The sequence below is a fragment of the Frankia sp. CoWAU3 genome (genome assembly GCF_977971855.1).
Map to the genome: position 1 here is coordinate 3,835 of NZ_CDWWXB010000062.1, position 10,983 is coordinate 14,817.

Annotated in this window: 11 protein-coding genes; 5 read left to right on the plus strand and 6 right to left on the minus strand. The window is 70.2% G+C overall.

Annotated elements, in window-relative coordinates; translation table 11 throughout:
• Nucleotides 1-148 precede the first annotated feature (148 nt).
• Both AC08ON_RS08160 and recR read left to right on the plus strand, forming a co-directional pair.
• The gene (locus tag AC08ON_RS08160; RefSeq protein WP_476607145.1) at nucleotides 149-607 is read left to right on the plus strand and encodes a YbaB/EbfC family nucleoid-associated protein; all 459 of its coding nucleotides are present in this window, start codon (nucleotides 149-151) and stop codon (nucleotides 605-607) included.
• A 15-nt stretch (nucleotides 608-622) separates the two neighbouring features.
• The gene (gene recR, locus AC08ON_RS08165; RefSeq protein ID WP_011434735.1) at nucleotides 623-1,222 is read left to right on the plus strand and encodes a recombination mediator RecR; all 600 of its coding nucleotides are present in this window, start codon (nucleotides 623-625) and stop codon (nucleotides 1,220-1,222) included.
• An 88-nt stretch (nucleotides 1,223-1,310) separates the two neighbouring features.
• Here the strand turns inward: recR and AC08ON_RS08170 are convergent, their stop codons facing one another.
• Nucleotides 1,311-1,919, minus strand: coding sequence for a hypothetical protein (locus AC08ON_RS08170; RefSeq protein WP_476607146.1), 609 nt, complete (start codon nucleotides 1,917-1,919; stop codon nucleotides 1,311-1,313).
• 606 nt (nucleotides 1,920-2,525) lie between these two features.
• On the opposite strand from AC08ON_RS08170, the gene AC08ON_RS08175 reads away from it, so the two are divergent.
• Nucleotides 2,526-2,978, plus strand: coding sequence for a hypothetical protein (locus tag AC08ON_RS08175; protein WP_476608927.1), 453 nt, complete (start codon nucleotides 2,526-2,528; stop codon nucleotides 2,976-2,978).
• Nucleotides 2,979-3,123: 145 nt separating this feature from the next.
• On the opposite strand, the gene AC08ON_RS08180 is transcribed toward AC08ON_RS08175, so the two are convergent.
• Entirely contained in the window at nucleotides 3,124-4,122 is a 999-nt protein-coding gene (locus tag AC08ON_RS08180; RefSeq protein WP_476608926.1) for a zinc-dependent alcohol dehydrogenase family protein, read from the minus strand.
• Between the two features lie 27 nt (nucleotides 4,123-4,149).
• Nucleotides 4,150-4,734 carry a TerD family protein gene (locus AC08ON_RS08185; protein ID WP_011434730.1) on the minus strand — a complete coding sequence of 195 codons (585 nt, stop codon included), beginning with the start codon at nucleotides 4,732-4,734 and terminating at the stop codon, nucleotides 4,150-4,152.
• Nucleotides 4,735-5,033: 299 nt separating this feature from the next.
• Between AC08ON_RS08185 and AC08ON_RS08190 the strand changes: the two genes are divergently transcribed.
• Both AC08ON_RS08190 and AC08ON_RS08195 read left to right on the plus strand, forming a co-directional pair.
• The gene (locus AC08ON_RS08190) at nucleotides 5,034-6,302 is read left to right on the plus strand and encodes an aspartate kinase (RefSeq protein WP_476607148.1); all 1,269 of its coding nucleotides are present in this window, start codon (nucleotides 5,034-5,036) and stop codon (nucleotides 6,300-6,302) included.
• A 91-nt stretch (nucleotides 6,303-6,393) separates the two neighbouring features.
• Nucleotides 6,394-7,473: an aspartate-semialdehyde dehydrogenase gene (locus AC08ON_RS08195; RefSeq protein ID WP_476607149.1), complete on the plus strand. Its 1,080-nt coding sequence runs from the start codon at nucleotides 6,394-6,396 to the stop codon at nucleotides 7,471-7,473.
• 209 nt (nucleotides 7,474-7,682) lie between these two features.
• Here the strand turns inward: AC08ON_RS08195 and AC08ON_RS08200 are convergent, their stop codons facing one another.
• The 3 genes from AC08ON_RS08200 to AC08ON_RS08210 all read right to left on the minus strand — a co-directional run bounded on the left by AC08ON_RS08200 (nucleotide 7,683) and on the right by AC08ON_RS08210 (nucleotide 10,830).
• Nucleotides 7,683-7,886 carry a cold-shock protein gene (locus tag AC08ON_RS08200; protein ID WP_009740954.1) on the minus strand — a complete coding sequence of 68 codons (204 nt, stop codon included), beginning with the start codon at nucleotides 7,884-7,886 and terminating at the stop codon, nucleotides 7,683-7,685.
• A 406-nt stretch (nucleotides 7,887-8,292) separates the two neighbouring features.
• Entirely contained in the window at nucleotides 8,293-9,861 is a 1,569-nt protein-coding gene (locus tag AC08ON_RS08205) for a CYTH and CHAD domain-containing protein (protein WP_476607150.1), read from the minus strand.
• Nucleotides 9,862-10,029: 168 nt separating this feature from the next.
• A complete protein-coding gene (locus AC08ON_RS08210; protein WP_476607151.1) occupies nucleotides 10,030-10,830 on the minus strand; it encodes a CPBP family intramembrane glutamic endopeptidase in 801 nt (266 codons plus the stop codon).
• Between the last annotated feature and the right edge of the window lie 153 nt (nucleotides 10,831-10,983).

Here is a 10,983-nt window from a genome sequence, read left to right on the forward strand (position 1 = left end):
GGCGGGGCCCGCGGGGGCGAGGAGGCCGCCGTGTCCCTGCTACGGAGCGGACTGGGTGCCACGATCATCGAACAGATCTCGTCCGGCTGATCTCGTCCGGCTGAAGGAACAGATCTCGTCCGGTTGAAGGAGACGTAGGCTCATCGACATGTCTAACCCACAGAACCGCGCCGGGAGTCGGGCCCCCGTCGGGGGCGGGGCGCTGGGGCAGCTCTTCGAACAGGCGCAGAAGATGCAGGCCGCGATCCTCGCCACCCAGGAGGACCTCGCCACCGCCCGGGTGGACGGGACGGCCGGCGGCGGCCTGGTCCGCGCCACCGTCAACGGCGGCGGGGAACTGGTCGATCTGACGATCAGCCCCGAGGCGGTCGACCCCGAGGACACCGAGACGCTCGCGGATCTGATCCTCGCGGCGGTCCGTGACGCGACCACGAATGCCCACAAGCTCGCCGCCGACCGGATGGACTCGATCACCGGTGGCCTCGGCGCGGGCGGCCCGGCAGGTCCGGGTGGCGCCGACGGACTCGGTGGACTCGGTGGACTGCTGTCCGGTGGCGGCCTCGGAGGCCCCCTTCCGGGTGGCCCGGGCCTTCCCGGGCTCGGCTGACAACCGGCGGCACCGGTGTACGAGGGCATCGTCCAGGATCTGATCGACGAGCTCGGGCGGCTGCCCGGCATCGGTCCCAAAAGTGCCCAGCGGATCGCGTTTCATCTGCTGGCCGCCGACCCCGTGGATGTCCGCAGGCTGGCCACCGCCCTGACCGAGGTCAAGGAGAAGGTCCAGTTCTGTCGGAGTTGCTTCAACGTGGCGCAGTCGGAACTGTGTCGGATCTGCTCCGATCCCCGCCGCGATCCGAGCTCGATCTGTGTGGTCGAGGAGCCCAAGGACGTCGTGGCGATCGAACGCACCCGCGAGTTCCGGGGGCGATACCACGTGCTCGGGGGCGCGATCAATCCCATCGGCGGTGTCGGTCCCGACGACCTGCACATCCGGGAACTCGTCGCCCGCCTGGCGGACGGCACGGTGACCGAACTGATCCTCGCCACCGATCCGAATACCGAGGGTGAGGTCACCGCATCCTACCTGGCCCGGCAGATCGCTCCGATGGGCCTGAAGGTCACCCGCCTCGCCAGCGGCCTGCCCATGGGCGGTGACCTCGAATGGGCGGACGAAGTGACCCTGGGACGCGCCTTCGAGGGACGCCGCGTCGTCAGCGCCTGACACCCCGGCCTGCTGTCACCCGGTCCCACCCCGAAGCCACCCCGGCTCCACCGGTCCGCCACCGGGTCCGCCGGGGCCGCTGCAGCCGCTAGAACCCCAGGATGGGGGCATAAGCCGAGCTGGGAATCGAGGCCAGGGTCAGCAGGACCACGCTGACGTCAAGATGGTCGGCCTCGGCGCTGAACACGGCGTGTAATCCTCTGGTGCGGTAGATCCGTACCTCGGGATCCCGGACGACCTGTACTCCGAAGACGTTCGTCGCCCGTAGCCACCAGACCCGCCCGGCCGCCCGGACCCTGACCTGACGGGCGTCCCGGCGCAGCCCGGTCGTGAGCCGGGCGAGTCGGGTGGCCGGCAGGCAAGGCTGATCCAGATAGCCGATGATGTCCCGGTCGGAGCCGTGCACCACCAGCCGGACCGGCCGGGCCGGCGAACCCGGCTCGACGAGGTCGGCTTCCGCCGAGATCTTCCGGTCCCGCGGATACATCTCGGCCGCCCAGATCCCCTCACCGTGCAGGACCCGTTTACCCTGCGGGCCAGCCCCCGGATGGCCGCGGGGCACCATGCCGCCGATGATCCGCCCGGCCCCTTCCAGCCGCCACGCGACGGAGACGACCACCCCCGACGGCACCGGCGTGGCCAGGTCGCAGACGGCTGGTAGGTGGCACATGCGTAGATCGCGGACGCGCCTATCCATCCACACCGCTCAGGTCTCCGGCGCCGCGGTGCCCCGGACCCACGCCGCCGCGGTGCCCCGGATCGCCCGGCGAACCGCCATCCTCACCGGAGGACATCCCGCTAGCTTCCCGCACCCACGCCACCCAAGCCTCAAAATTGATCACTCTGAGCTATCTCCTTCATGCTACGGCAGCCCTTCATCCATGGATTGCCGCCGAGTCGCTCCGCTACGCGCCCAGATGCTACGAGGCGCGCCGATCTACCCATGATGCGCATTCGCCCGAGCATCTGCGCAGGCATTCGACGAATTCGTCGGCTCGCGCGTCGGCGTGGGAATCGGCCGGAGCATCGACGAACGCATCGAGACGGGCGGCAGCAAGAGCATTCAGAGAAAGGTGGGACGGCGTCCGCGCGCACCTTCGCGCGAGCATCGGACACCCGGATCCGATCCCGGGAGCGGTGGTACCCGCGCCCCCAAACACGGAGACCACCGGGCGACCACTGATGGTGACCGCCGGAGGGCCCCACCATCACCCCGCGGTACGCATCCTCCAATCGGGACGTCAGGGTAGGGGGTACCCGGCGAACGCTCTGCCGTCCGTCTGCCACCAGGAGGCCCTGAAGCATGATCATCAGCTCACATGTCGGGGCGGGCGCTTTCGTGGGCATGGCGATCCGACACCCGGTGCCCGCCCTCGCCGCCGGCTTCGTCTCACACCTGGTCATGGACGCGTTGCCCCACTGGGGAACGGGCCCGAACACCGAGCCGGAATGGCTGCCGGTCGCACGCAAGGACGGCGTGGCGGGGCTCGCGGCCATGGCCTTGTTGACGGCGTCTGCCCCCGCCGGGCGCCGACTCGCCGTCCTCGCCGGCATGACCGGTGCCTGCCTACCGGACACCGACAAGGTGGGCCGGTACTTCGTCGGGGTGAGTCCCTGGCCGAGCCGGTTCGACCGTTTCCACGAAGCGATCCAGAACGAGGCCCGGCACCGCCTGCCGCGCGAGATTGCGACGGCCGCCGTACTGACCACCGCGGGCACCCTGCTCCTGCGCCGACTCGCGGCCCGCGGCGACTGAACGCGGAAGTTCAGCGCGCATCCCCCGGCAAGGTCGCCAAACCTCCGGGCCCTTCCGGATCCCGGGCCCTTCCGGATCTACGAACCAGATCCGGAAGGTCCGGCATCGGCAGGAAGGCCCGGCACCGACAGGACAGGCAAAACGGTCAGGGCAGCAGCACGGCCGCGCCGGTGACCCGGTCGGCGGCGAGGTCGGCGAGGGCCCGGTCGGCCGCGGACAGCGGGTAGGGCGACACGGTCACCGCGAGCCGGTGCTCGGCGGCGATCGCCAGGAACTCCTCACCGTCGGCGCGAGTGTTGGCGGTCGTGCTGCGTACGGACCGTTCCTGGAACAGATGGTCGGAGTAAACGAGCGGCGGGATGTCGCTGAGGTGGATGCCCGCGATGGACAGCGTGCCGCCACGGTCGAGCGCGGCGAGCGCCACCGGCACCAGGTCACCCACCGGGGCGAAGAGCACGGCCGCGTCCAGCGGCTCGGGCGGTGCAGCATACGCCTCGCCCGCCGAGGCGGCGCCGAGTCCCAGAGCAAGCTCGCGGGCCCGCGCCGAGCGCGTCATCACGTGGACGGTGGCGCCCTGCGCGATCGCCACCTGGGCTGCGAGATGGGCGGACGCGCCGAACCCGTAGATGCCGAGCCTCCCGCCGGGCGGCAGCTCCGCCCGGCGCAGCGCCCGGTAGCCGACGATGCCGGCGCACAGCAGCGGGGCAAGCTCCGCATCGCTGTAGCCGTCGGGCAGCCGGTAGGCATAGTCGGCGCGCACGCAGGCGTACTCGGCGTATCCGCCGTCGACATCCCATCCGGTGTAGGTCGAGGCCGGGCAGAGGTTCTCCGCTCCGCGCCGACAGTACCCGCAGGTCCCGTCGGTCGAGGCCAGCCAGGCGATGCCCAGCCGGTCCCCGGTGCGCACGCCGCTCACCCCCTCGCCAACCGCGTCGACCCGTCCGACGACCTCATGTCCGGGCACGGTGCGCGGTCGGTGCGGCGGGAGATCACCCTCGGCGAGGTGCAGATCGGTACGGCAGACTCCGCAGGCGTCGACGTGGACCCGAACCTGGCCCGGCCCTGGCCGGGGCACGGGCAGCTCGGCCGGGCGCAGCGGGCGGGTGCTCATCGGCCCGGGAGCGACTACTTGCCAGGCACGCATTGCCAGGCACGCATCCGCTCGGGTAGCTCAGATGTTGACGCCATGATCACGAGCCAGACCACCGAGGTCATTGTGGCCCTGGCCGACGGCGCGGAACTTCCAGTCGGCGCCGTTGCGGTAGACCTCACCGAAGATGACGACGGTTTCGGTGGAGTAGTCCTCGGACAAATCGTAGCGGACCAGCTCGTTTCCGCCCTGGTCGACCACGCGGATGTAGGCGTTGCGCACCTGGCCGAAGTTCTGGTTCCGGTTCACCGCGTCGTAGATGGAAACCGGAACGATAATCCGGTCAATGTCGACTGGAACCAGTGCAAGGTTGATGATAACGGACTCGTCGTCCCCCTCGCCCTGCCCGGTCAGGTTGTCACCGGTGAGCGTGATCGCCCCCTCGGGGGACGCGAGGTTGTTGAAGAAGACGAAGTAGCCGTCGTTGAGGACCTTGCCGTCCGCCCGGACGCCGATGGCAGAGGCGTCCAGGTCGAAATCGGTCCCGGTGGTCGTGCGGGCGTCCCATCCGAGCCCGACGTTCAACGCGGTGAGCTGGGGGGTGCCGGCCTCGGCGGCCTGCTTCGTGAGGCTGACGTTGCCGCCCTTGGCAAGGCTGACTGCCATTGAGGATCGTCCTTCCTGAGCTGGTCCTCGGCGTCGGGGACCATCGCGTGGACCGCGTGCGTCGCAGTCGGTCATACGGGTGAGCCGGTCGTACGGGTGAGTCGGTCATACGGGTGAGCCGGTCGTGCGGATGTCATCACCCTGGCACACCAGAAGGAATACGCCCAGCACCCCGTCGCCGGGGCGACATCGTCCCGGCGGTGGAAAAGGGACACCGGACCAGATCCGGGCAAGGCCACCGAGCAAGGGCGACGGGCGGCCGCGCTCGGTCAGCGGCCGCGCTCGGTAACCTGGCTGCCATGGCGCTCTTGGTCGCGAAGTTCGGTGGGTCCTCCGTTGCCGACGCGGACCGCATCAAACGAGTCGCTGAGCGAATCGTGGAGAACCGGCGGGCCGGCAACGACGTCGTCGTGGTGGTCAGCGCGATGGGTGACACCACCGACGAACTTCTCGATCTGGCCGAACAGGTCTCGCCGCTTCCGCCCGCCCGGGAGCTCGACATGCTGCTCACCGCCGGTGAGCGAATCTCGATGGCGCTGCTGGCCATGGCGATCACCACCCTCGGCGCCGAAGCCCGCTCGTTCACCGGCTCCCAGGCCGGAGTCATCACCGACTCGGTGCACGGCAAGGCGCGGATCATCGACGTTACCCCCGGGCGGATCCGCGCCGCCCTGGACTCCGGCGCGATCGCGATCGTCGCGGGCTTCCAGGGTGTGAGCCAGGATACAAAGGACATCACCACGCTCGGTCGAGGCGGCTCGGACACGACCGCGGTGGCGCTCGCTGCCGCGCTGGGAGCGGACGCCTGCGAGATCTACACCGATGTAGACGGCGTGTTCACCGCCGACCCGCGCATCGTCCCCGACGCCCGCCGCATCGACACGATCTCTTATGAGGAGATGCTGGAAATGGCGGCGTGCGGCGCGAAGGTCCTCATGCTGAGGTGCGTCGAGTACGCCCGCCGTTACAGCGTCCCCGTGCATGTCCGATCGTCCTTCTCGGCGAAGCCGGGCACGTGGGTCACCGAGATTCCGGAGGAACAGCTCGTGGAACAGGCCATCATCCGTGGGATCGCGCACGACCTCAGCGAGGCGAAGGTGACGGTCGTCGGATGCCCGGACAAGCCCGGGGTGGCGGCGGCGGTGTTCCGGGCCGTGGCGGACACCGACGTCAACCTGGACATGATCGTTCAGGTCGGCTCGGTCGCCGGGTCGGGGCGGACGGACATCTCGTTCACCCTGCCCAAGACGGATGGACGTACCGCGCTCACCGCGCTCACGAAGGTCCAAAGCGAGATCGGCTTCGAGCGCACCCTCTACGACGACCACATCGGCAAGCTGTCGCTGATCGGCGCGGGGATGAAGTCGCATCCGGGGGTGTCCGCCCGGTTCTTCGGCTCCCTCGCCGACGCGGGGGTCAACGTCGAGATCATCTCCACCTCTGAGATTCGCATCTCAGTGGTGGTGCGCGACACCGACCTCCCGCTCGCCGTGCGGGCCGTGCACGGCGCCTTCGACCTGGGTGACCCGAACGGCGGGGCGATCGTGTACGCGGGAACCGGACGATGACGTTGGCGACGTCGTGGGTCCTCGAGACGGCGGCACACCGCGGCAGCTGGACACGCCGCGGCGGCACGGTGGCGAATCAGGAGGATGGATCGTGACGAGCAACGAGGCGGGCCGGCGACCGACGCTCGCAGTGGTGGGGGCGACCGGCGCGGTCGGCACGGTGATGCTGTCGCTGCTCGACGAACGCCCCGGCATCTGGGGAGAGATCCGGCCGATCGCCTCGGCCCGATCCGCGGGACGGACGGTACGGGTGCGCGACGCGGACGTCGTCGTCCAGGCCCTGGCACCGGAGGTCTTCGACGGCGTGGACGTGGCCGTGTTCGACGTTCCCGACGAGGTCTCCGCCCGGTGGGCACCGGTAGCGGCGGCCCACGGCGCGGTCGCGGTCGACAACTCCGGCGCGTTCCGGATGGACGCCGACGTGCCGCTGGTCGTGCCGGAGGTGAACGCCGACCAGATCCCCGCGCGGCCGCGGGGCATCATCGCGAACCCGAACTGCACCACCCTGTCGATGATCGTCGCGGTCGGCGCTCTGCACCGGGCGTTCGGGCTGGAGTCGATGTTCGCGGCCTCCTACCAGGCCGCGAGCGGCGCCGGGCAGGCCGGCATCGACGCCCTATACGACCAGCTCACCGTCGTCGGTGGCACCCGCGAGCTGGGGCGGACCGCCGGTGACGTGCGTAAGGCCATCGGTGAGGATGGCCTCGGCCCCTTCCCGGCGCCGCTGGCGCTCAACGTCGTGCCCTGGGCCGGTTCACTGAAGGACGGCGGCTGGTCCTCGGAAGAGTTCAAGGTCCGCAACGAGTCCCGCAAGATCCTGGGTATCCCGGATCTGCGGGTGTCGGCTACCTGTGTGCGGGTGCCGGTCATCACCACGCACGCGGTCGCGGTGCACGCCCGCTTCACCCGGCCGGTGACGGCGGACGAGGCGCGCACGGTGCTGCTGAACGCTCCCGGCGTCGCCGTCGTCGACGATCCGTCAGCCGGCGAGTTCCCGACCCCGGCCGACGTCGTCGGAACGGACCCGACCTGGGTCGGCCGAATCCGGCAGTCGCCGGACGACCCGCACGAGGTCGCGCTGTTCCTCTGCGGGGACAACCTGCGCAAGGGCGCCGCGTTGAACACCCTGCAGATCGCCGAACTTCTCGTGCAGGATTGGCTGTGCCTTTAATCAGGTGTTAAGCTTTTGGCCGCGAACCACGCCATCCGGGAACCGATGAACGCCCCGCGCTTTCCGGCCCGAGAAAACGATCGAGATCAGCCGGAAAAAACATACCTTCCACCGAACTGTCGGATATCGAACTGATCGAGAAGTCGAGAAGCGGTCAGCCCGCCCCAGGAGGACCCTTGGGCGGGCTGACCGTTGAAGTCTCTCGTGGCTCAGACGACGCGGACGGCGTCGGCCTGCGGACCCTTCTGACCCTGGGTCACCTGGAACTCGACCCGCTGGCCCTCCTCAAGTGCCTTGTAACCGTCCATCTGAATCGCGCTGTAATGAACGAAGACGTCGGAACCGCCGCCGTCCACGGAGATGAAGCCGAAGCCCTTCTCCGAGTTGAACCACTTCACCGTGCCCTGAGCCACGTGCCGTTCTCCCTGCTGGTGCAGTCAGGACCCGCACCGCGCGGGCCCCGGGCCGAACGTCAGGAAGCTGCAAGAGCCCCTGACGTTGTTCCGCCGCGCCTCGGTTGAGACGCGAACCGCCGAACTCCGGCCAGGGACGACGCTACACGGACGGAGGCCTTCGCGGGAGTCCTCCGGGCAAGGAAGTCCACTTCATACCCCGGTCACAGAACAACGCAGCAGGTCCGGCCGCCAGCGGCTCCACCCGTCCCGTCCCGCAATCCGTCGAGCTGACAGGGATTTCCCGAGCGCGCCGACCCGTGGCGGATGGTAGTGCGCCCGATGGCCCGGATGTGGCGCACGAATGGGTGACGCGGAGGAGGTAATCGGTCAGACCACGGCAGAGCCCACCCGGCACGGCCCCAGGTCAGCGGATCCAGCGACGGTGCCGGGCCGCCGAGATCGCGGGCCACGCATCGAAGAAGTCTCGTTCCGCCATGCGTGCCCGGCACTCCTCCAAGCCCAGCAGGACACCCAGAGTAAACGCGGTGGGGGCGCCCTGGGCCTGCGCTGCCGTCCCCCAGTCCTCCAGCAACCTGCGCGCGATGGTGGCGTCCTGATGGGTTCCGAGCAGCTCCTGCGCGATCTGAGCCTGCTCTACCAGCCGCGCCGCGTCATTCCCGTACAGCGGCGCGACGGCCTCCGCCGCGTACCGTAACCGCTTGGCCTGCTTGCGGGCGGAATGCAGCATTTCGTCCCGTTCCGAGCCGACCTTCAGGGCAGCCGCGGCGCGGACCTTCTTCGCCAGCTTCCGGTCGGCGCCGAGCAGCAGATCGGGGAGGGCCTTGCCGGCCGGACGGGCCGCCGCGGGGGTGAGCGGGCCCCGCAGCAGGGTGAGCAGGTTGGAGACGAGCGCGAAGTACCGGTCACTGCGCAACATGGCCAACGCCTCCGCCCGGCCGTTGGCCGTGCCGGTGCCGAGGTGCGCGGTGACCGTCTTGCGCACGGGCCCCGCGACCAGCTCGGTGGGCAGCTCCGCCAGGCGGGTCTCGAAATAGGCGGCCTGGACCTCGGCGTCGCGGGCGCCGGAGAGCGCGCCGGCGAGGTCCCGCAGCTCGCCGTCCAGGAAGAGCGCTCTCTCGGGCGGGAACAGCGGCGCGAACGTCCGCAGGGTGCTGCGGGCCCGACGGCAGGCGACGCGCATCTTGTGGACCGCCTCGGGCTCGTCGAGCCGCACCCGCGGATCGGCCGCGAGCAGGGCACGTGCCTGTTCGATCAGATAGGCCCGTACCACCTCGCCCGCCGGCGTCCCGCGTCGTGGCTTGCGCGGCGGCGCAGGGACGTCCGGCCCGGGGCCGGCGGCCAGCGCCCCACCCAGGACCCGCGCGAGCTTCGAGGAGTCCGCCGCCGGGGTGGCGCCCGCGGCCGTGAGCAGACCGGCGACCTCGTCGAGCACCTCGGGCCCGCCGTTGACGAGTTCGACCTCGATCTCCCGCCAGCTGCTCAGTGCCGTCCTCTCCCCCAGGGTCTGCGCGGAGACCTGGTCATCGACGACCTCGGCCAGGTCGACTCCGACCGTGTCCCGCAGTCGGCGCGCTGTCCGCAGTGTCCGCAGCCTGGCGACCGGCCGCGGCTCGGCACCGCGCAGATGGACCGACACCAGATCGACGAACTCCGCGGGAGGGCTGTACCGCGGGCCCTCCGCCCCCACGCCCACGCCCACGCCCGCGTCGAGCGGGAGCTGGAGCTCGTCCCGCTCCCCCACCCGAACGGGCAGCTTGAGGTGCCATCCGGCGTCCGACCCACCGGTCCGACGCCGCAGCGTGATATTGTTACGGGCCAGCCGGAGATCGTCGCTGTCGTAGTAGACGGCCTCCAGACTGACGGTCTTGCGGGTGCGCGCGGTGGCGACGCCCGCAACCTCCCCCAGCTTCGGGAGCACAAAGGTCGGTTCGACCGAGAACTTGCGCTCGATCTCGCGGATTCCGTTGACCATCGGTCCTCCCCGACCAGCCGTACCGCGGCAGGCACTCGACGGCTACGCCTTCCGGCGCCCCGAACCCGCCGATGTTGACGTCCTCGAACGATCCACCGCCTCCGCGATACACCGTTGAGATACGCATCGTATGCCCATCAGACGATGTCTATTTCCCCACCCGTAACCTTAGCGCGGCGCCGGAATCCAGGAGATCTTTCCGACCAACGCTACGTATCCGACGAACGCGACGGTGTCGATGAGTGCGTGGGCGATGACGAGCGGCAGCACCCGGCCGGTCCGCTGGAACAGCCGGCCGAACAGCAGGCCCATCGCGAGGTTACCGGTGAACCCACCGAGCCCCTGGTAGAGGTGATAGGAACCGCGGAGCAGGGCGCTGGCCGCCAGCGCCCGGTTGGCCGCGACACCAAGTTCACGCAGCCGCACCAGCAGGTACCCGGCGACGATGACCTCCTCGGCGAGGCCGTTCTGCGCCGCGCTGAGGACCAGGACCGGTACGCGCCACCACACGTCCGGCAGGCCCGAGGGCGCGACGGTGAGGTTCGCCCCGCTGTGCCACGCCAGCAGGTAGAGGCCCAGGCCAAGCCCGCCGACCCCGGCCGCGATCGCCGCTCCCCGGCCGGCGTCGCGACCGGTGTGCCGACCGTCCAGGCCGATCGCCCGCGGTCCGCCTCCGTGCCTCGTCAGCAGGTATACGGCGAGCAGCGCCGGCACCAGCCCGGTGACCAGGTCGGCGAGTTGGAGCGCGAGGTCGAGCCAGGGCCGTCCCGGCGCCGCCGAGGTGTTCAGCCGGGCCACCTGGGAACGGACGGGGCCCGGCCGGGTCAGCACCCCGACGTAGCGGATGACCGCGAACAGCGCCGAGGTAGCGAAGGAGACCCCGAGCACGAGCCAGACCTCGACGACGAGCTGCCGGCGGGTGAGCGACTCACCCGCGATGACCGGCGCCTGAGCGGGGGCAGAGGTCACGCGATGACCGTAGCCCACCGCCGCGGCGGGCCGGCCCGATCACTGCACCGGCCCGATCACTGCGCCGGCCCGATCACTCCGCCGGTTCCGGCCGGGAGAACAGCCGGAACAGCATCATCAGGGACGGCACAAGCACCACCAGACCGCCGACGA

Bases quoted from the DNA above. Each gene is read 5' to 3' on its own strand.
- AC08ON_RS08205 (WP_476607150.1), bottom strand. From the start codon at position 9,861: ATGGTCAACGGAATCCGCGAGATCGAGCGCAAGTTCTCGGTCGAACCG.
- AC08ON_RS08170 (WP_476607146.1), bottom strand. From the start codon at position 1,919: ATGGATAGGCGCGTCCGCGATCTACGCATGTGCCACCTACCAGCCGTC.
- AC08ON_RS08175 (WP_476608927.1), top strand. From the start codon at position 2,526: ATGATCATCAGCTCACATGTCGGGGCGGGCGCTTTCGTGGGCATGGCG.
- AC08ON_RS08185 (WP_011434730.1), bottom strand. From the start codon at position 4,734: ATGGCAGTCAGCCTTGCCAAGGGCGGCAACGTCAGCCTCACGAAGCAG.
- AC08ON_RS08190 (WP_476607148.1), top strand. From the start codon at position 5,034: ATGGCGCTCTTGGTCGCGAAGTTCGGTGGGTCCTCCGTTGCCGACGCG.
- AC08ON_RS08160 (WP_476607145.1), top strand. From the start codon at position 149: ATGTCTAACCCACAGAACCGCGCCGGGAGTCGGGCCCCCGTCGGGGGC.
- AC08ON_RS08180 (WP_476608926.1), bottom strand. From the start codon at position 4,122: ATGCGTGCCTGGCAAGTAGTCGCTCCCGGGCCGATGAGCACCCGCCCG.